This window comes from Bradyrhizobium sp. 132, from assembly GCF_023074185.1.
GTDB lineage: Bacteria > Pseudomonadota > Alphaproteobacteria > Rhizobiales > Xanthobacteraceae > Bradyrhizobium.
In genome coordinates, this window is record NZ_JADPKY010000055.1 from 13,332 (window position 1) to 33,400 (window position 20,069).

General features: G+C 59.2%; 14 protein-coding genes and 3 pseudogenes. 9 read left to right on the forward strand and 8 right to left on the reverse strand.

Annotated features, from left to right (window positions below):
• Positions 1 to 9: 9 nt before the first annotated feature.
• The 3 genes and pseudogenes from ccoN to IVA74_RS09830 form a co-directional block, all read right to left on the reverse strand.
• Complete coding sequence (gene ccoN, locus IVA74_RS09820; RefSeq protein ID WP_247342233.1) at positions 10 to 1,659, reverse strand: cytochrome-c oxidase, cbb3-type subunit I; 1,650 nt, start codon at positions 1,657 to 1,659, stop codon at positions 10 to 12.
• A 196-nt stretch (positions 1,660 to 1,855) separates the two neighbouring features.
• A complete protein-coding gene (locus IVA74_RS09825; RefSeq protein WP_247342236.1) occupies positions 1,856 to 2,281 on the reverse strand; it encodes a CBS domain-containing protein in 426 nt (141 codons plus the stop codon).
• 36 nt (positions 2,282 to 2,317) lie between these two features.
• A pseudogene (locus IVA74_RS09830) lies at positions 2,318 to 3,144 on the reverse strand (universal stress protein).
• Positions 3,145 to 3,332: 188 nt separating this feature from the next.
• Between IVA74_RS09830 and fixL the strand changes: the two are divergent.
• The 4 genes from fixL (at position 3,333) to IVA74_RS09850 (ending at position 6,737) form a co-directional block, all read left to right on the forward strand.
• Complete coding sequence (gene fixL, locus IVA74_RS09835; protein WP_247342240.1) at positions 3,333 to 4,850, forward strand: sensor protein FixL; 1,518 nt, start codon at positions 3,333 to 3,335, stop codon at positions 4,848 to 4,850.
• A 3-nt stretch (positions 4,851 to 4,853) separates the two neighbouring features.
• Positions 4,854 to 5,471, forward strand: coding sequence for a response regulator FixJ (gene fixJ / locus IVA74_RS09840; RefSeq protein WP_247342243.1), 618 nt, complete (start codon positions 4,854 to 4,856; stop codon positions 5,469 to 5,471).
• Positions 5,472 to 5,515: 44 nt separating this feature from the next.
• Complete coding sequence (locus tag IVA74_RS09845) at positions 5,516 to 5,935, forward strand: response regulator (RefSeq protein WP_247342246.1); 420 nt, start codon at positions 5,516 to 5,518, stop codon at positions 5,933 to 5,935.
• A gap of 103 nt (positions 5,936 to 6,038) precedes the next feature.
• On the forward strand, positions 6,039 to 6,737 hold the full coding sequence (locus tag IVA74_RS09850) for a helix-turn-helix domain-containing protein (protein ID WP_247342248.1): 699 nt from the start codon (positions 6,039 to 6,041) through the stop codon (positions 6,735 to 6,737).
• Positions 6,738 to 7,067: 330 nt separating this feature from the next.
• Here the strand turns inward: IVA74_RS09850 and IVA74_RS09855 are convergent, their stop codons facing one another.
• Together IVA74_RS09855 and IVA74_RS09860 are read right to left on the reverse strand one after the other, a co-directional pair.
• Entirely contained in the window at positions 7,068 to 7,664 is a 597-nt protein-coding gene (locus IVA74_RS09855) for an EAL domain-containing protein (RefSeq protein WP_247342251.1), read from the reverse strand.
• A gap of 280 nt (positions 7,665 to 7,944) precedes the next feature.
• Positions 7,945 to 9,186: pseudogene (locus tag IVA74_RS09860) on the reverse strand (cytochrome P450).
• Positions 9,187 to 9,731: 545 nt separating this feature from the next.
• On the opposite strand from IVA74_RS09860, the gene IVA74_RS09865 reads away from it, so the two are divergent.
• The 4 genes from IVA74_RS09865 to IVA74_RS09880 all read left to right on the forward strand — a co-directional run bounded on the left by IVA74_RS09865 (position 9,732) and on the right by IVA74_RS09880 (position 15,655).
• Positions 9,732 to 10,058 (forward strand): GcrA family cell cycle regulator, encoded by a 327-nt coding sequence (locus tag IVA74_RS09865; RefSeq protein WP_247342255.1) that lies wholly within the window; start codon positions 9,732 to 9,734, stop codon positions 10,056 to 10,058.
• Between the two features lie 1,139 nt (positions 10,059 to 11,197).
• A complete protein-coding gene (gene hemN, locus IVA74_RS09870) occupies positions 11,198 to 12,529 on the forward strand; it encodes an oxygen-independent coproporphyrinogen III oxidase (protein ID WP_247342258.1) in 1,332 nt (443 codons plus the stop codon).
• 195 nt (positions 12,530 to 12,724) lie between these two features.
• A complete protein-coding gene (locus IVA74_RS09875; RefSeq protein ID WP_247342263.1) occupies positions 12,725 to 12,913 on the forward strand; it encodes a hypothetical protein in 189 nt (62 codons plus the stop codon).
• Positions 12,914 to 14,395: 1,482 nt separating this feature from the next.
• On the forward strand, positions 14,396 to 15,655 hold the full coding sequence (locus IVA74_RS09880; protein WP_247342268.1) for a carbohydrate porin: 1,260 nt from the start codon (positions 14,396 to 14,398) through the stop codon (positions 15,653 to 15,655).
• Between the two features lie 782 nt (positions 15,656 to 16,437).
• On the opposite strand, the gene IVA74_RS09885 is transcribed toward IVA74_RS09880, so the two are convergent.
• The 3 genes from IVA74_RS09885 to IVA74_RS09895 form a co-directional block, all read right to left on the reverse strand.
• Positions 16,438 to 17,367 carry a TauD/TfdA family dioxygenase gene (locus IVA74_RS09885; RefSeq protein WP_247342271.1) on the reverse strand — a complete coding sequence of 310 codons (930 nt, stop codon included), beginning with the start codon at positions 17,365 to 17,367 and terminating at the stop codon, positions 16,438 to 16,440.
• A gap of 406 nt (positions 17,368 to 17,773) precedes the next feature.
• Positions 17,774 to 18,112, reverse strand: a complete 339-nt coding sequence (locus tag IVA74_RS09890) for a hypothetical protein (RefSeq protein ID WP_247342274.1) — start codon at positions 18,110 to 18,112, stop codon at positions 17,774 to 17,776.
• A complete protein-coding gene (locus IVA74_RS09895) occupies positions 18,057 to 19,022 on the reverse strand; it encodes a right-handed parallel beta-helix repeat-containing protein (protein ID WP_247342277.1) in 966 nt (321 codons plus the stop codon). The genes IVA74_RS09890 and IVA74_RS09895 overlap by 56 nt, the downstream gene beginning before the upstream one ends.
• Positions 19,023 to 19,382: 360 nt before the next feature.
• Here IVA74_RS09895 and IVA74_RS09900 point away from each other — a divergent pair.
• A pseudogene (locus IVA74_RS09900) lies at positions 19,383 to 19,988 on the forward strand (DDE-type integrase/transposase/recombinase); the annotation flags it as partial.
• Positions 19,989 to 20,069: the final 81 nt, after the last annotated feature.

The window sequence follows — 20,069 nt, forward strand, 5'->3', positions numbered from 1 at the left end:
GAAAACTCCTCATTCCGCCGGCTGAAGAGCGACGGGCCTCTGGACTTCCGCTTCGCCGACGCGAACCGTCATCCAGAGATTATAGGCCATGATCAGCGCGCCGATCAGGAACAGGGCGCCGCCGGCGGCGCGGATGATGTAGAAGGGATGCATCGCCTCGACGGTCTCGATGAAGGAATATTCAAGGAAGCCGAGCGAGGTGTAGGCGCGCCACATCAGGCCCTGGAGGATGCCGGACACCCACATCGCCGAGATGTAGAGAACGATGCCGAGGGTTGCGATCCAGAAGTGCCAGTTGACGAGCTTCAGGCTGTAGAGTCCCTTGCGATTCCAGACCCACGGCACTAGGCAGTAGAGCGCGCCGAAGGAGACGAAGCCGACCCAGCCGAGCGCGCCGGAATGCACGTGACCGATGGTCCAGTCGGTGTAATGGCTGAGCGAGTTGACGACCTTGATCGACATCATCGGGCCTTCGAACGTCGACATGCCGTAGAAGGCGACGGAGACGACGAGTATGCGCAGCACGGGGTCGGTGCGCAGCTTGTCCCAGGCGCCCGACAGCGTCATCAGGCCGTTGATCATGCCGCCCCAGGAGGGCATCCACAGCATGATCGAGAAGGTCATGCCGAGCGTCTGCGTCCAATCCGGCAGCGCCGTGTAGTGCAGGTGATGCGGACCGGCCCAGATATAGAGGAAGATCAGGGCCCAGAAGTGGATGATCGAGAGACGGTAGGAATAGATCGGCCGCTCGGCGCGCTTCGGGATGAAGTAGTACATGATGGCGAGGAAACCGGCGGTCAGGAAGAAGCCGACCGCGTTATGGCCGTACCACCACTGGAACATGGCGTCCTGGATGCCGCCCCAGGCGACATAGGATTTTGAGCCGAACACCGAGACCGGGAGGGCCGGATTGTTGCCGAGATGCAGGACCGCGATCGTCACGATGAAGGCGAGATAGAACCAGTTCGCGACGAAGATGTGCGGTTCCTTGCGCTTGATGATGGTGGCAAGGAAGACCAGCAGATAGGTGACCCAGACGATGGTCAGCCAGAGATCGGCGTACCATTCCGGCTCCGCATATTCCTTGGACTGGGTGACGCCGAGCAGATAGCCGGTGCCTGCGATCAGGATGAAGAAGTTGTATCCGACGACCACGAACCAGGGCGCGAGATCGCCGGCAAGGCGTACGCGGCAGCTCTTCTGGACGACGTAGAAGGACGTGGCGATCAGCACGTTGCCGCCAAAGGCGAAGATCACCGCCGAGGTGTGCAGAGGACGCAGACGGCCGAAGCTGGTCCAGGGCAGATCGAAGTTCAGCGCCGGCCAGGCCAGTTGCGAGGCGATGATCAGGCCGACGAGGAAGCCCGCGATGCCCCAGAACATCGCCATGAAGGAGGAAAACTTGATCGGGCCCATGTTGTAGTTGGGGCGGCCGTTGATCTCCGCCGGCGGCAGCGCCGCCGCGCGATCGAAGTACCGGTTGATGATGCAGAACACCGCGGCCAGGCTCGCGGCCGCGCTGAGCGCAGCGTGGAAGGCGAAGGGCGCGTCGAGCGCCTTGGCCGAGGCGATTAAGCAGAAGAAGGCGGTGACTGCGAACACGACAGCCAGGCCGCTTTCACCTGACGTCATGGATTTGGAGAGGGCGGGCTGGCTCATGCGGATTCTCTCTGAAAGAACACGCCGCCAGAAACCACATCCGCCCTCGCGGGGAATTGATTGAAATCAAGCTAGCTGGATTTCCGTTGATGTGAGACCGATGCGGATCAGGGAGTAGTATCAATTGCTTGCGCACGGCACGGCGCACACCGCGAAGCATTGCCTCCGGAAAATCACGGAGCTTGAAATCGCGGGATCAGTCCCGCGCGGTGGCCTTGAGCGCCGCGATGACGTCCTCGCGGGCGATGATGCCGACCAGCTTCTGTGCGCCGTCGAGCACGATGATGCTCCTGATGCGATGCTCGACCATGATCTGGAGCACGCGCGTCAGCCTCGTGTCGGGGCTGACGTAGATGAACTCGGGCGTCATGACGTCGCCGATCTTGCGGCTCATCAGGTCGGGATAGCGCGGCAGCATCTGGCTCGGCGTGAAGGCGAAACACTTCAGGATGTCGAATTTGGTGACGATGCCGACCACCTGCCCGTCATCCTCGACTGGATAGGAGTTGAAATCGTCGCGCTCGAACATCTCGCTGAGTTCGAGCAGGTCGAGATCGCACTGAGCCGTCCGTACGTTGCGTATCATGTAGCCGCCGACGGTCTGTTCAAGAGACTTGTACACGCGCGTCCTCCTCGATTGGTCTGGGTTCGCCAGCCGTCAGTGCGACAGCAACACGCAGCGGGCCGATTGCGTCATCAGATGATGCGTGGCGCCGCCGAGGATCAGCTCGCGGAAGCGCGAATGATGCGCCTGCGACGATCAAGCCGGCGCCGATGTTATAGGCGATCTTCTCTAATTGCGCGGCGGCGGTTTGGTTTCTCGCGGCTTCCGGGATGCGCGCGATCGCAGCGAGGCCGTGGCGAGCGAGCCATGCGGCAACGTCCGTGACGCGCCCCATCGCGGCCGAGCCGTCGCCAGCGTCTTCCGGAAGCTCGACGATGGTTATGTCCTTCGCGTTGCGCAGCCTCGGCAATGCATCGACAACCGCCCGCCGTGCCTCGGGCGTGTCCTTCCAGACTATGAGCACCCTACGCAGATCGAGCCAGTTGACTCCGTCGGTTACCATCAGGAGCGGCCGGCCAGCCTGCATTACCAGATCCTTCGGGCTTGCAAGCGAAAAGGCATCGGAGAAAGCGGGCTGTGTCCGCCGCTGACGACGATGTCGGCGCACCGCACCTGCGCCAGGACAAACCGCCTGGGAAAATCCAGGGCGCTGCGCCATTCCGAGTGTCCGCCGCGCGCCTTCGTCGCGGCGCGGAATTGCGCCTCCAGCTCGGCAAGGCGTTCCTGACGGAAGCCTGCTCCCGATCGATCAGCCCTAGGGCCTCGGCGCCATCTGCGAAATAGAGCGGCGGAGCGAACTGCGCCGCGGCAACGCCGACAATGGTCGCCTCGAACCGCTCGGCGAGTTCGCCCGCGACATGAAGACGTGCCTCGTTGGGCTGATCGAGCGCCAGGCTGACCACCACGGTCGCATATGTCATCGGGAGCCTCCGGGCAGTACGTTGCTGTGGATATCTAGCCGCGCCGACGCAAGGCAGGATGAGGTAGATCAATTTTCGGCGCCCAGTTGGGAGAAATCCGCCGATCAGACATCCGAACTTGCCTCCGGTCCGGCCTTGGGCGAAATTGCCGCCACGGGACCCCGCCGCGGGAGAATGGGAGCAGTAGCTTGTCGCTGAGCCGCGTAACGCATCCGCCAGAGGACGCTCGCGGCGAGCATTTCGGCGTCCGGATCGAAGGCTTTGGCGTCGGCACCTGGGATCTCGATCTCAGGACGCGCGAGCTGGAGTGGTCGGAAACCGCGAGAATGCTGCTCGGCATCGAACGGAATCAACCGGCGAGCTATGAACTCCTTCTCTCGCGCCTCGGTCCCGCGGACCGCGCGCGCCTGGAGAGCGCGATCGAGCATGTCGTCGACCACGGCGGCGGCTTCGACGTATCCTTCAGAGTTGCCAATGCCTCAGGCCTGGGGCGCTGGATTCGCGCCCGGGCAGGTCTCATCCGGGACGACGCCGGTGCCGCCCGCCATCTCAGCGGCATCTTTCTCGACGTCAACGAGGAGAAACAGGTTGAGGAGGCACTGCGCACCCGCGAGACTCACCTCCAGTCGATCCTCCAGACCATTCCCGATGCAATGATCGTCATCGACGGCCACGGCATCATCCAGCTCTTCAGCACGGCGGCCGAGCGCCTGTTCGGCTGGCCCGAGCAGGAGGCCATCGGCCAGAACGTCAGCATCCTGATGCCTGAGCCCGACTGCACCCGCCACGACGGCTACATCGCGCGCTACCGCACCACCGGAGATCCGCATATCATCGGCATCGGGCGTATCGTGACAGGCAAGCGCCGCGACGGAACCACCTTTCCGATGCATTTGGCGATCGGCGAGATGCAGTCGGGCGCCGAGCCTTATTTCACCGGATTCATCCGCGACCTCACCGAGCATCAACAGACCCAGGCGCGGCTCCAGGAATTGCAGTCCGAGCTCGTCCATGTCTCGCGGCTGACCGCGATGGGCGAGATGGCCTCTGCGCTCGCCCACGAGCTCAACCAGCCGCTGGCGGCGATCAGCAATTATATGAAGGGCTCGCGACGGCTGCTCGCCGGCAGCAGCGACCCGAACACACGGAAGATCGAAAGCGCGCTGGACCGCGCCGCCGAACAGGCGTTGCGCGCCGGCCAGATCATCCGGCGCTTACGCGACTTCGTGTCTCGCGGCGAGTCCGAGAAGCGGGTCGAGAGCCTGTCCAAGCTGATCGAGGAAGCCGGCGCGCTTGGGCTTGCCGGCGCCCGCGAGCAGAACGTGCAGCTCCGCTTCAAGCTCGATCCGGACGCCGATCTCGTCCTCGCCGACCGGGTGCAGATCCAGCAAGTCCTGGTCAATCTGTTTCGCAATGCGCTGGAAGCAATGGCGCAGTCGCCGCGGCGCGAGCTCGTTATTGCCAACAGCCGCATCGCCGATGATGTGATCGAAGTGGAGGTGTCCGACAGCGGGTCCGGCTTCCAGGGCGACGTCATTTCAAACCTGTTTCAGACCTTCTTCACCACCAAGGAGACCGGCATGGGCGTGGGACTGTCCATCAGCCGCTCCATCATCGAGGCTCACGGCGGCCGCATGTGGGCCGAGAGCAACGCATCGGGTGGCGCAACATTCCGCTTCACGCTCCCGGCAGCCGACGAGAACTGATTCATGACAACCAAGGGACATGTCTACGTCATCGACGACGACGAGGCGATGCGGGACTCGCTGAACTTCCTGCTGGATTCCTGCGGCTTCGGCGTCACCCTATTCGACAATGCGCAAGGCTTCCTCGGCGCCCTGCCCGGCCTCGCCTTCGGCTGCGTAGTCTCGGACATCCGCATGCCGGGCGTTGACGGAATCGAGCTTCTCAAGTGCATGAAGGCGCAGCACAGTCCGTTCCCGATCGTGATCATGACCGGTCACGGCGACGTGCCGCTCGCAGTCGAAGCGATGAAGCTTGGTGCGGTCGACTTCCTGGAAAAGCCGTTCGAGGACGACCGCCTCGTCACCATGATCGAGGCCGCGATCCGCCGGGCCGAACCGGTCGCCAAGAACGAGGCTATCGCGCAGGATATGGCCGCCCGTGTGGCCTCGTTGAGCCCGCGCGAGCACCAGATCATGGAGGGGCTGATCGCAGGTCTCTCCAATAAGCTGATCGCCCGCGAATACGACATCAGCCCGCGCACGATCGAGGTCTACCGGGCCAATGTGATGACCAAGATGCAGGCCAACAGCCTCTCGGAACTGGTCCGGCTGGCGATGCGCGCCGGCATGCTGAAGGATTGAGGCAGGTCAAGGCACTTGTGCGGGCCTGTGATAGCCACGCAGGCATGATCGAGATCGGCTCGCCCCATCAGCGGCCCCCAGGCGCATCGGCAAAGCCCACCGTCTACGTGGTCGACGACGATGCCGCTGTGCTGGGATCCCTGCGCTTCCTGCTGGAAACCGAGGGCTTTGCCGTGCAGACCTTCAGGAGCGCTCCGGCGCTGCTCAATGCGACGACCCCGCCCGGCGCGGACTGCTACGTGATCGACTACAAGATGCCTGACATCAATGGCATCGAGTTGGCCTGGCGGCTGCGCCAATCCGACGCCGACAGGCCCGTGATCCTGATCACCGGCTATCCCGACGGAAATATCTCGGTAAAGGCAGCGGCGGCAGGGATCAAGGACGTGATTTTGAAGCCGCTCCTCGATGAAAACCTGGCGAAATGCATCCGCCACGCCATCCAGGACAGGCGCGGCCACTGACCTACGGGATTCTCCGTAGGTAAACCTCCTTAAGATATCGCTCGAAATTTCCGGATCGCGCGATCCCGCGTACCAATGCACCATCACAACGGAGATGGCGCAGATGCTGACCCAGACGCTCAAGACCCAGGCGATTAAGACCCAAATCGGCGGTAAGATCGCTCCCGCGCGTTCCGTGTCCGAACAGTTCGGCGCGATCGCCGGACATGCCGGCCTCGTTGCCACCGAGTTCTCCTATCGCAAGGACGAGGAGATCTATGGCGAGGACGAGCCCGCCGAATATGTCTATCAGGTCGTCTCCGGCGCGGTGCGCAGCTACAAGCTGCTCTCCGACGGCCGCCGTCAGATCGGCGCGTTCCATCTTCCCGGTGACGTGTTCGGCCTCGAACCCGGCCAGACGCATCGCCTTGCGGCCGAAGCGATTATCGCCACCAGCATACGCCTCGTGGAGCGAGCCAGCCTCGAAAGGTCCGCCAGCACCGACGTACAGGTCGCGCGCAAGCTCTGGGTCATGACGGCGGGCGAGCTGCGTCACGCCGAAGATCACATGTTGCTGCTGGGGCGCAAGACGGCGATGGAGCGTGTTGCAACCTTCCTGCTCGAAATGGATCGCCGCCTCGCCGTCGCCGGCATGATGGCACTGCCGATGTGTCGGCGCGATATCGGCGACTATCTCGGCCTCACGCTCGAGACCGTGTCGCGCGCGCTCTCGCAGCTTCACGCAAAGCGCATACTCGGCTTCTCCGGCGCCCGCCAGATCGTACTGCACAACCGCCAGCGCCTGCACAATCTCGATGCCTGATCGCTTTCACCCGGCCGCGTTTCTCCTCTCCGACTTGGCCCGCCGAACGCATTTCGGCGGGCCTTTCTTGCCGCAATCAAGCCGCGGGCTGCGTGTCCGGCCAAGAGGATCAGAGTTGCCAAAACGTGTGCCAACTGCTGCGGCGGAGTTGAAGCCCCAAACGACCAAACCGGTTCGACCTCTCCCATGAGGTTGTGGCCTAGCAGCCGGCCTGACGTTACGGTGCGCGCAGGCGAATGCGGCGCTGGATGTTGACGTCCTCTAGATCATCCTGATTTTCGCGGTACCGGCCTGCTGGCAGCTCTCGCACCAGTGACGCTGGTCTGGATCTCAGTCCGGGTCCTTCAATGCCGAATCCTGAAGACAGCTTTGTCGAGCCCGCCGCAATCTCCCCCATGAGGCCGACTGGACGAGAGATGGGACCCTCGGCTTGGACCGACTTTCCGCCGCAAGACGCTGCGGGCGTCCGATCAAGTAGCCTTGCATCTCATCGCAGCCCTCCTGGACAAGGAGCAACATTTGGACCTTCGTTTCGATCCCTTCAGCAAGCACCGGCACGCCAAGACCCTGAGCGAGCCGATAACAGCGCGAACGATGGCCAACGATCGCTCGTTCTGTCCAAGCGAGCCAACGAATGCCCGATAGATCTTGATCCAGTCGAGAGGGAAGGCCTCGATGGTAGGACAACGAGGAATACCCGGTCCCGAAGTCGTCCAGCGCGATCAGGATGCCGAGGCTCTTGAGCAATTGCATCGTCTTCTTCGCGCGCAAGACATCCTCGATCAGCACGCCTTCGGTGATCTCGGGCTCGAGGCCGGCCAGCGACAGCCCGCTTTTGCCCAGCGCCTTGCGGACTTGCGCATCGAGGTTCTCCCTGCGGATTGCGCGGCCGAAACGTTGACGGCGATCCTCAAGAGTCGGTTCCACGACGCGGCCTCACGGCAAGCCTCCATCAGCACCCGGTCGTCAATCTGGGCAACCGACCAGCCTCAGAGCGCCGCTCACGCCGCTTAAGCGCGATCAGCCTACCGCCAAAAAGGCCTTGCCGGGGCCCTCGGATCGGGCACTGTGGCCCTGCCGGCAATCGTCAAAACACCCAGAAGCCCGCAAGGCAACCCCGGTGAACTTACCGAGACAACAGGTCTCCACGAGGTCCTAACCGGTTCTGCACGATATGACCAGTGTTGAATGTCGCTCGCAACCGAGACTAACCTGGAATCTGCACCGGCAGTGCGGAATAACCGTGCCCAAAATTGGATTGAACTCGCTCCGGTTCGCTCGCCGACCACCGTTACCTCCAGAGATCGCTTCAGCATCTCCTGCCACAGGGATTTTCAGCTGCAGCTCTGCAAGATGCCTACCCACGCAACGATGAATCCCAAAGCCAAAAGAGAGATGCTGCCGTACATTTTCCCGATCGATGATGAAGCTGTTGGGGCTAGCAATAACCTCGTCGTCTCGGTTGCCAGAGATGTACCACATCACAACTTTATCGCCTCGCCTGATTTTCTTGTGCCCTATCGTGAAATCGTCCACAGCGGTCCGGCGCATATGCGCGCTAGGCGTTTGGTATCGTATAATCTCGGATACCGCCCCGGGCACTAGCGAAGCATCATCGCGGAGTTTTCGCAGTTGGGACGGATTTTGACTCATGAACAAGACGCCCCGGTAATTGAGTTGCGCGTAGTATCGTTACCTCCAGCAATCAGCAGAATGAGGTTGCCCAGGAATTCACATGGCTCCATGTTTCGGGTCGCCGGTGAATGCGCTATCATAGAGATTAGGTCAGCGCGCGGCTCGGATTTTTCCCGTTCGCTCCAAAGCCGTGTGAAATAGTCCAAGCACTCGGACAGCACCGCCTTTCGCTTTTCCCAGCTGTCGATCTGGTGGCCCATTTGTGGACTCAAGGCGGCTACGTCCGACCAGTAGGTCAGCAGCCGTCGATCTTGAAATGGAAAGTCGAACAGCGTGGCCAGCATTTGGTCGTCAACTCGATGGAGACTCTATCGACCCAGTTGAAGGTATCATTGCGCGGCAAACCGTCCAATATCTTCTGAACCCGCAAGCGGATCAAGCCTTCAAGCTTCGCCAGGTTCTCCGATGCCGCGATCGGACTGACAGTCTTACGCTGCTGAGCATGGACAGGAGGACTCATCTTAATAAAACTGGGAGTCCAATACTTCTGCGGCGGGTCCACAATTGTGACGCTTCGCTCTGACGAGGAAATTGTGTGATCTGAATCCACGCCTACGATGTCGCGGTATTTTGTTATCGACCAATATGGACCGTACGGGCTGCCTTCGCAATAATGGACGGGATCTTCCCTTCGCAGCCGCTCGAAACAAGTCCAAACGGTATCACCTTAAAAACGCTTGGGCTCGCTTACATCAAGGTGGCTCAGCGAGATGTCAGCCTCCTCGCAAGCGTTCTCTGCCGATAAGGCTGTCATGATTGTCTCGCGGACATTGGCGTGAAATTTTGAAAGATCGGCTCATGCGCTATTTTGCACTCGCATGGAAGCTCGGTCGAAACACAACGAGCTGGGCCGTACAGTAACAATGTGTGACGCATGTCCATGGCTCGGCTTCGCGAGAGCTCTCTGAAATTATCTTACGGCCGAAGTTACTTGGGAACTTGGTTCGGCCCCCGTCGATAAAGAATAGTGGAAAGGCGAGCGAAGCTCCCCTATCAAGATTGGGGAGGCGCGCGAACTCGCTTTTGTGGTAGTCAACATCAGGACGCAAGCACTCGCCGCGATGGCACCCAGCGGCACGCCCGGTTGCCACTCGACTACTTATATTGCGCGAGCAGGTGGGACCCTAATCACGGTAGGGACTAACAAGAGAGCGCGGTGTGCCAAGGACACTCGTTTTTCCTTACTCGCGATGCGGGCTTTCGTAGAATGAATGAACAGGAGACCAAACCGGCGATCGTGCGCGAGCCGGACGAAGAGTAAACTAACCTGACGTCACAACTGGCACTAAAGTATCGTCCATGCGCTGGAATAGAAGAGAATTGGCACAGCTGGAAAAGCTCTGGGCCGCGGGACAGAGTGCCGCGCAGATCGCGCGTCATCTCGAGTGCAGTCGCAACGCAGTTTGCGGCAGGCTAGCTCGGTTGGGCCTCACTCGAGGTCACAAGCCACCAACAGCAAAACCCAAGATTAGACCCGCCCCGAAGCGAGGGCCGACGGCGATGGCGGCTGGTCGCGATTGCGTCGGAAAGAAGCTGTCGCAAAAGGCGCTAGATAGCCAGCCTCAGGAAATGAGCAAGCGGCAGCTTTACGCGATGCTAGCTGAGGCAGTCAGGAATCCCGCGTAGAACTATCAGGCGCACCGCGATCTCCCGGGCTATGCGCCGTACTTGGTCCATTCGGACGATTTGCTTGTTGGTTTACGCGCTTTGTGGCTATGGGACGAACAGTGGCGTCGAGTAGAATGTTCGCGGCGGAGGCTCGATCGTAGGTCGATTCATCCAATCTCAAGAGGCTGGATGCACTGAATTTGAAGAATGCGTTCTGGTTCTTGAGCCTCAGTTTCGGCTATGCGTCTTCGGGGAAGCGCCGACGTCCTGGTTTGCGCCGGTGTTTGGAAGTTTCTGCACACGCCGTGCCCGACGATGTACACGAGCTCGGGTGAAGCCGCTTGACCGTGAGCCTGTCCGGATGGAACCTCCGACAGGTACCGCCCCGGCGTCGGTGACAAGCTCAGCCTTGGAGCAACTTCACGGACCGCCGAGCTCTCGATATATTGTCTGACGTCGGTCAAAAAAAATAAACCCCTGCAGTGCCCAGACACACGAAGGCGACCACCACCCACCATAGATGCCTTGACGATCTGTGCAAAACCGGTGGCAAGTCTGAAACGGCTGTTCAATTGCATCGATCACGTCTCGCTCGCCTACCCGGTCATTACTTTTTCCATACCAACTCGAGAACACACTCACGCCAACAGCCGTGGCGCCGCGCGACACCGACGATCCGCGCATTGGTGAAGTTCGACTACGTACCGGGATGTCCCCGAGCCGGCGCAGGATCCCTGGGTGGATGGGGAATACGCCAGGCAGAAGTCAACTACCAAACCTGGTCAGTTGATGAAGATTGCGAGGCGATGTATCAATTTTGTTCGATGAACCTCGCAAGAGTCAGGTCGTGGAGCAGTTCGAGCTCTAGCAGCGTCAACGGCCCCGGTGGATGTCTCGTTGGCGAACGTCGGAGATTAGCGAAGCGGAGTTGAATCTGGGGCTCCGCCGTGGCCGTGTTGATTCGAGTATCTCGCCTGCAGCAGTTGTTCTCTGTCTTCGAGAGGAACGGCTTGCTATCCCACACCGCGTTTCGTCAGCAGATCGGCCGTCACGCAAGCTTCCAATTGTCTAGCGACATTCCGGATTACTATCGGCAAAACGGAATGCAAAAGACTTCGCTTGCGACCACAAACTTCGTAAACATAGGATAACAATCGTTGCAGACCTCGGTCCTGGAAAAGTATTGCGATGCTCGCCTTCCTTGGTACACCATCTATCCAACTGTAGCCCAGTTCTCCACGGTGGTCGGCGCCGAAGCCTCTGAGAAATGGCTGCAGCGCCTGCCGGTTAATGAGTCCGTGTCGCTCTATTTCCACGTTCCGTTCTGTCGATCGATTTGCTGGTATTGCGGCTTCGCTCGAAGCATCACTCGCCGGGATTCACCCATCCTAGAATATTTGGCGGTTCTTCGTAAGGAGATCGAGTTGGTCGCGGCGCAGGTGCCGCAACGGCTGCCTGTGAGCGACGTGCACTTCGGCGGTGGAACGCCGACCCTCATCGAGCCCGCGCAGTTCGGGGTACTGATGGAACTTCTGCGCCGCCGCTTTGCGGTTTCGAAAACGGCCGCCATCGCTGTTGAGATCGACCCGCGCACGTTCACGCTCGCCACATCCGAAGCGTTAGCGGCTGCCGGCGTGAACCGCGCGAGCCTGGGCGTCCAGAGCTTCGATCCAATTGTTCAAAAGGCCATTAACCGCGTTCAGAGTGAGGCACAAACGGAGCGCGCTGTCGAAATGCTGCGGCAGCATGGAGTAATCCGCATCAACTTCGACCTCATCTACGGTCTGCCAAATCAGACGGTGCAGTCCTGCGTTCAGACCGCGACTACGGCGGTGGCCATGCGACCAGACCGGCTTGCGGTATTCGGCTACGCGCACGTTCCTTCCTTTAAGAAGAATCAGCGCCTGATCGACGAGGCAACGCTGCCAGACAGCCCTGCCCGTGCAGAACAGGCCGCGGCGATGGCCAATACACTGCTTGCTGCGGGCTACCGCCAAATCGGACTCGACCATTTCGCCTTGCCGGACGATGAGCTCGCGCTGACTCAGAAAGCCGGTCGCCTGCGGCGGAACTCACTGGGTTACTCGGCCGACACCTGCCATAAAGTCATCGGCTTCGGCCCGTCGGCGATCGGCCGCCTTGGCGACGGTTACGTCCAGAACGAAGTTGCAGCGGGTTCTTACAGCGGCCAAATCAAAGCCGGCCGTCTGGCGACGGCAAAGGGTTACTCTCTCAGCCTCGAAGACCACGTCCGGGCCGCAATCATCGAGCGGCTGATGTGCGATTTCGAGGTCGACGTGCCGGCAATTTGCATTACTCATGGATTTGACCCGGTCCCGTTCCTCGGTTCACCCCGCTTGGCAATGCTCGTCGAGGATGGGATCGTGGAGGTGGAAAAGGGATTCATCCGCGTGAGGCAGGAGCATCGTTTTCTAGCTCGCGCTGTGGCGGCCGCATTCGATGCTTATCTTGGCGCGCCGCTCTGTTAAGACCAGCCAACGAGCGCTAATCGTATGAACGCATTACGTTCCGTCACGCGCCCAGAAGCCCGGGTAACGAATTTCGCTCACCTGGTGCACTCACGTACAGCGCCAAATTCATAAAGGACTCCGTGTGCAGCTGCGCGACGAGAGCCGACCCGGCCCTAGCCGCGAAGAGCAGCTAGGCGAGTTGGCTGCCGGGAATTGGACGTTCCCGACTGCAACGCTGTCCGCTCAAACGGCGCGACCGACAAAGTTCATCACATCACCACCATTGCCCGTGTGGCCGCGGACCTCGACCGGGACGACGACTGGCTGCGGGACGTCGCCAACAAAATGGCGATCGAGGACGGCTTCATCTGGGTCTACCGCGTCGGAGAAGATGAGATCTAGGCGTTCAGCGACTTCGGTATCGAAAACCTGATCGAGTTCGTCCGGATGTACGAAGATATCTCGACCTGGCTCAAGCGCTGGCAGCCCGGGATACCGCAATCAGCCTGCGGTCTACGCTGGATACGAACTCCCAGCAAAGAGGAGCGCTTCGTGGATGCACGACGGATCGTATTGATGTGCATGCTCGCCGCTCGACCGGGATCGCTACGGACCGCCGCGTGCAATCCAGAGCAGCAACTGGTCGACGCGATGAGCTAGACCAAAGAGCACAAAAGGACCAGCGCCGGCGCGACACGCGCGCAACCGGGATCGAAGCGACCTTCCCGACTTGCCCCCTCGATGCTGCCATACCGGAGTTCGTCCCTGACGCCGGGACGGTCCGCGCCGAGCGGCACGATACCTACGATTCGCACAGCGACGGCCGACGTCCCGCGCCCGGTCAACTACCAGACCTAGCAATTGATGGAGATGACGGACACATGCCAGTCAGTGCCGGTGAAACTCGCTCGGGCCACATCAAGGAAGAAGTCGCGATGCGATATAGTTCCGGCAAATCCAATGGAGCTGATGGATGTTCTGTCTGGTCCCGCAGCTATCAAAACGCCTCCAATCGCGCTCTCCATCTTCCCATGAGAGCCAATCAAGGCCTTGTGCCGGCCTCAGCGAGCTTACGGGCGTCAAAAGATGTTAGCCCCTTCTGCTCGCCTGTGCTTCATCCCATGGACCGAGCTGCGGGCGGCGTTTCTCGGGTCCGGCGTGTTGTTATGCGAGCTCAACTACTGGGCGGCTCTCTGTTGAAGAACATTGCTTTTCGTCGTGGCAGCGGATTTGTCGTGAGAATCCCTCGGCTCCGTGCGCCGGCCGCCAATCCTAGCGAACGCTCACATCGAGCAGGCCACTCTCCGTGTCGACATGGTGCAGCAGATGCTTGCATTCGATTAGCGATCGAGCGGCTGGGTTGTGTCGCGCTGGGTACCACCACGTTGGTCAAGCTGCGCCAGCAGGGTGATAGCGCGGAAGGCTGAGCGGGTCTCGTTGGCATAGAGATGCCGCCTGGCCTCAAGCGTCACCTAGACCGCCGAGCACAAGGATCGCGAACCGCTCTAGGCCGTCAGGTGGAAGTGCACTTTATTCAAATCGACGGACGTGGAAATCACTATGCATCGTTGCGGTATAGCGCCAGTATCCATGCGGGCATACTCGGCTGGCGTAGTTGCTTTCATCTCTCGACCAAGTGCGAAGCCAAGAGGGCGTATTCTCCTTTCCCTGATAGCTAGTCTTGCCGGCAGTTCGGCGGCGGCAGAAGGTGGTGATAACTCTGGCCCTAGAAGTCACAGCCCCGATGAGCTCGCTGAGGCAAGAAGCCAAACAATCGCGAATCCGGCTGTAACCTTCCGAAGCGCCCGGCCCAAAGCAGCGGCGCGCCTTTCTGGGAACTCGCTGCCAAAAGCAGCTATGTCTAGTACAACGCCCGACAGTGAGGTGGACACCGCCAAGAGCAGAAGTCAAAAGCAGATTGACCGATTCGCAAAATTCGAGAAGCTCCGCGAAAAAGGTGCGGCGTTCACTGGGCCTGGTCCTGCGGACACGATAGGTCAGGATACAGCTTCTGTCAGATCCGAGCTTTCGGATTTCGGGATTGGATTCGCTGGCTGGACCCTAAACACGTTTGTCAACAATCAAGTCGGTAATGCCACCAGAAGCACCATCGCCAATCAACAATATGTCGGCCAGAATCCGACATTTAGTACGGTCAACTCTATGATCGTGACCTATGACCTCGCTCGGTTTGGAATTCCAGACGGTCAGATCGTCGTGGGATCCGAGCATCAATATTGGACATGGAAGAGCGCCGGGCCAGACCGACTGGGAATCAGTGCAGTTTCCTACTATCAAACGTTGTTCGAAAGGAAGATCGAACTCAAAGTGGGTTACCTCAGGAACCAACATGAGTTTGCGGGTGCCGGAGAAAAAGTTTTTGGACCGTCGTCGAAGATGCTGTTCCAAGCAGGCATGAGCAACAATTGGGCGCCAACGCCGGCTCTTAATCTGAAGTACAATTTTGACGATCGCTTATATAACAAGCTCTCAATCCAGCGCTCGCTTAGTCCAGCCGGTCAATATACGCATGTAAGCGAAAATCCCACTGGCTTGAACTGGAGCACGCGCGACGCGGGCATTCTTTTGCTTGATGAAGTTTGCTATAAGAACAAGCCTACTCCCGGCGTACCCGAGACTTGGCTGCGGGCTGGCGTGGGCTTTAACAACAGCAGCTACACGGACCTACAGCATCCGACGCAACCGACGGCCAAGGCGAACAGCGTCTACTATGTAGCTGCGGATAGGCAATTCTGGCAGTCTGCCGTCCATGGCTCGGCATCTCGCGGAATCTATGGCGGGTTCTCTGTGATGTACGCTCCGCCTGACCTAAATAGGGCTAGTCAGTACTACGAGCTTCGCCTGTATGCGAAGGGCCTGTTTGACAGCCGGCCCACTGATCAGATGAGTCTTGTTGTCAACAACACCATCTGGAGCCATTTCGCGGTGGACGCTGCATTGGCGAAAGAGCAGCTGGCGCACCGGGACAGCACAGCAATTTCGGGACTGTATACGGCGCATCTGGCGCCCGGGATATATACAACCGTAGGACTGACGTACATCAATCACCCGACAAGCATTACCTACACGCCGCAAACAGGACACGCCCTGAATATCTTGGTATCTACGTCGGTATTCTTCTAGGCTCTGAGGACTGCGCGGAGCGGCATGTAGTCGATGTCCCACTCGCCCTTTTCAACGGTATGGGCCACCCATCACGGCGATTTTGGTATCCGCTTTGCTCCTGACGCGAAGCCGGGTATCGCGTAAATTGAGCCTTGATATCCAACGTAGCATGCTGTTGGGAATGGTAGGTTAGAGCCTTTGCTGCTTCGGTCTACGAGCGATAGGCCGACGTCGTACTTGCGCAAGAGCTATACCCTCCGGCCGCGGAATGATCTCCCATGCTCATTTGTTCAATCGAGTGCTGAGCTTGCGGCAGCGACATTGCTTTCGGATGATTGCTGGTGCAGCTCGTCAGAATCGCGCCCGAGCTCGTACTCTGCCATGACAGGCCGAAATCGTGCCCTCGGAGCTTAGTTCACGCCGAAGAGGTGTGGTAAGCGGAACCGCGACACAGATGCCAAAGCTACCCAACTACGGCAATCGCTATATCTGTCCGACGGTCGTGGCGCTGGCCGAAAGGCAATGCGCGAGCTCGGCGGACACGTGCCCCCCTTCGGCGGCAAATCGACCGGACGCGGCCGGATGACTTGCGCCACTCGAATGCTGACTCATTTTCGTCGGTCGAGACGAGCTTTAGCATCTTACTCCAGCAAGGAGGTCGCCTCCCGAGTCTGCGGCGCGTTAGCCCTCCCATCCAATTGTGCGTGGCGTTCTGCTGGGTTCACTTCTCTTCTCAAACATCTATTCGCGCGAACATGCGATAAGAGCAGTGCATGATCGGTGAATTTTGCCGAGCCTTGCTAGGCAACCTTCGTGGACGGGTGCTTCGTCGTCTTGAGGCGCGTTACACTGCTTCGACCGTCGACGCTGACGGGCGCGTCACCATCGATTGTGGCACGATGAACGACGCGATGCTGGTCACCGTAATCGTTGACCGCATAATGCTGCGTTGCGCGGTTATCCCAGATCGCGACATCGCCTTCTTTCCAGCTCCAACGTACGGTGTTTTCGGGTGCCGTGATATGAGACTGGAATAGATCAAACAGCTTCTGACCGTCGCGTTTTGGGATACCAATAAACCTTTGCACCAGATCGCCGAGCACCAGGGCGCGCTCGCTGGTCTCGGGATGTACACGGACCACCGGGTGCTCCGTCTCATAGATCGTTTTGGTAAAGACCTCATCAAAATGCTTCTGGTCGATTTCGCGAACACGGCAGGTCCCAGCGTAGTCGAAGGCGTTGCTGTGAACGGTCCAGAGTTCGTCGGCAAGCCGTTGGAGCGGCCGCGGCAGATCCAGATAGGCGGCCACAGCGTTCGACCAAATCGTATCGCCACCGGACGATGGGACCACAATGGCTCGCAGCACCGCAAGTCTAGGATACGCCGCGAGAAAGGTTCCATCGGCGTGCCATACATCGGCCCGGCTACCTCCGCGGGCGGAATCAAGCTCGATGATCGAGGCCGTTCCATTGACCGTACCGAGTGTCGGATGCGGCACCAGCCTTCCCAAACAAGCAGCAAATCGCTCCTGCTCCGCGTCATCAAGATGCCCCTGATCGCGGAAGAAGATCACCTTGTGTTCGAGCAGCAAGCTGGTGATCTCAGCGATGGTTTGGCTCGGTAAATCACCCGAGAGCTTAATATTTCCGATTTCAACACCGATGCGCGCTGCGCGCTTGACGACGTCGGTCAGTGGAATGACCCTCTCGGTCGAAGCCGTTTGTTTCATTGCGAATATTTCCAAGCTTTGCGGATTCTTCAAGCGGACTAGGGCGCGTGTGACTAGGTTTCGTAGGCGAGCCTCGCGCTACGGGTACTCTCGAGCAAGCACCATGCCAGTTGGAAAACGGAGCTGTGAACGTCCCTCAGGTACGGGACCGGGTTTGAGTCGAACAGTTTGCCAGGAACTCGATGCCACCCCCCACCCTCTTTCCAACCCACCCGGGCCGGCGGCGAAAGGTATAGGGCGCATAGTCGATAGAAAATGTACCGCTCGGCACTCGAAGAGAAAGGCCATACGGTCCTCGTGCAACGTCGGGCAGCCAGCCTTGCGCGCTGTTCTCGTCCAGTATGCGCACTCCGCTTAACAGTTTGCGGCAATCGGCCAGTCTCGAGCCGCCTCTGCGAACGGACCATCACCGGCTCTCAAGGTGTCCGGGACCTGCCTTGGCCGTGATCACTGCCGAAACAGCATCGGCTGGAAATGGAAGAGGAATAGATGACCCTGGAAGAGCTCCAAACGATTGAACTACGGCTTCATCCAGGCGAAAGCCATTGATCCGCGGCACTGGGCTCGCGATGTTCTCGATGCACCGACGTCCGAGCACGGTAAGGCAGATGTTCTGCACGGTCCGGCTGGATTTGCCCAACAAGCCAAAGATATGTCCACTACCAGTCTTTACAGGTGTTTCAATGTTGTCAAAGTAGTTGCCCTCGATCAGCACTTGCACAGATGGTCCAGCATCCATCTGCATGGAAGAATCCGCCGCTCTGTTGCGCATTCGTGTTGTGGAAGTAATTGTTGAGGAGATGAATAATAGCCTGGGCACCGTCAATGTGCGGCGCCCGCCCTGAGATCTCATGGAAATAGTTATTTGCGATGGTGATCGTCTGCGGGACACCAAGAAAAAGGAGATTCCAATAGTGCTCCCCGTTACAATAGGAGGAATAGGTATCGCTGCCATCGAAGTCGTTCCAGGAAATCGTAATATTCGTCGTAGGGCCAAGGCCGCCGGCAATCATCTGCCGCCCGATATTATGAAACCGGTTGTGATCGATCCAAACCAGGTCGGCTCGTGCAATTGCAATAGCATCGCCGGCAAATATCATGCCTTGATTGATATCACTGATGGTCAGGTTGCGAATAACGACGTTGCTGACCCCATTTAGGCGCAGCCCCTTCCCTTTGATTGTCGCCCTCGGGCCAACGCCGATCACCGTCTTGTTTGAGCCAATCTCCAGCGGGTGCTTGCCGGCCCTGTCGAAGCCGACCAATGTCTTCTCCTTGCCGTCGCAATGCGCATCGTTGCCATCTATAAGGAGAAGGGACTCACTTTTATACGGTGCCGAACAAGCACGGCCGTATTGGCAACCCTGCCCCTCGCCTTGCCCTTCCGTACCGGTAAAGTCTATGGTTCCGGCTACCTGAATCTCGCGCGGACTATTGTCATTGCAGCGCCCGAAGCTGTACGAACGACACAACTCATACTTCAGAGCTTTGGTTGATCTGACCTGAACTACCTCGCCTCCAAGGCCGCCCGTCGCTGCAGAGCCAAAGCCATTGAGGGCTTCCGATCGCACATAGTTCGATCCGAGCACGGAAGAGACGCCGACGACGACAGCAAGTCCACCGAGCACGCGCAACGACCGTTTGATGTGCTTCATCGTGTCCCTCATAGGCATGTGCTCTCTTTTACCCGGAAAACCCGCACGAGGACTTGAACTCTCGAACTCAAATGCTGAACTGGAATAGGCCATCAGCATCCGGCGTTAACGCCATCAGATCGTCCTCAATAAGGCAGGATCGGAATATCGGAACCATGCTACGCAACAGGTGCAGCCGCACGCTCCGCACCAGCTGTGATGGATCTGGGTAGCCATTGAGCCAATCACGGCCGATGAGAGCAGCGGTCGACCTTCGAGAGCCCCGTCAGAGGAATACTGTGGGGTGCAACACGTCTGGCCTAGGAGTTTAGTCCCAAGTTTTGATGGTGCATTCTTATCGCACGATTCGAAGGATGCGCTATGGGACAAGTTTTACACGGCTGCGCCACGACGACGGAGGCGGTCCGTCGAGCAATACAAAATAGTCAAGAGAGCCTGAGAGTGCTCGCCAAGCGCTACGGGATCAACCAGAAGACTGTCGCGAAGTGGAGGGAGCGCGAGACCGTCGCCGATCTCCCGACAGGCCCCAAAGAAGCCAAATCGACCGTGCTTTCCATCGAGGAGGAGGCGATCATCGTCGCTTTCCGGCGGCATACGCTATTGCCGCTCGACGATTGCCTCTATGCGCTCCAGCCGACCATCCCGCATCTGACGCGATCATCCCTGCATCGCTGTCTCCAGCGCCACGGGATCAGCCGATTGCCGGAGGTCGGAGGCAGCAAGCCTCCGAAGAAAAAATTAGAGGCTTATCCGATCGGCTATTTCCACATCGACATTGCTGAGCTCCAGACCGCTGAAGGCAAGCTCTACCTCTATGTCGCTATCGATCGCACCAGCAAAGTCGCCTTCGTGCAACTGGTCAGGAAGACGGGAAGGACCTCGGCCTCGACCTTCCTCGAAGCTCTGATCGCGGCTGTCCCCTACAAGATCCACACGGTTCTCACCGACAATGGGATCCAGTTCACTTTCCCCCCGCGCTACGCGGACGGCCCCACGGCAAGAGAGCTGGCTCCGCAAATTCGGACAGTAGCTTGAGTGGATTTTCTG

Excerpts from the sequence above, each read along its gene's own strand:
- IVA74_RS09895 (WP_247342277.1), bottom strand. The coding sequence starts at position 19,022 with ATGAAGCACATCAAACGGTCGTTGCGCGTGCTCGGTGGACTTGCTGTC.
- IVA74_RS09865 (WP_247342255.1), top strand. The coding sequence starts at position 9,732 with ATGCGCTGGAATAGAAGAGAATTGGCACAGCTGGAAAAGCTCTGGGCC.
- fixJ (WP_247342243.1), top strand. The coding sequence starts at position 4,854 with ATGACAACCAAGGGACATGTCTACGTCATCGACGACGACGAGGCGATG.
- ccoN (WP_247342233.1), bottom strand. The coding sequence starts at position 1,659 with ATGAGCCAGCCCGCCCTCTCCAAATCCATGACGTCAGGTGAAAGCGGC.
- IVA74_RS09885 (WP_247342271.1), bottom strand. The coding sequence starts at position 17,367 with ATGAAACAAACGGCTTCGACCGAGAGGGTCATTCCACTGACCGACGTC.
- IVA74_RS09890 (WP_247342274.1), bottom strand. The coding sequence starts at position 18,112 with ATGCAGATGGATGCTGGACCATCTGTGCAAGTGCTGATCGAGGGCAAC.
- IVA74_RS09845 (WP_247342246.1), top strand. The coding sequence starts at position 5,516 with ATGATCGAGATCGGCTCGCCCCATCAGCGGCCCCCAGGCGCATCGGCA.
- IVA74_RS09850 (WP_247342248.1), top strand. The coding sequence starts at position 6,039 with ATGCTGACCCAGACGCTCAAGACCCAGGCGATTAAGACCCAAATCGGC.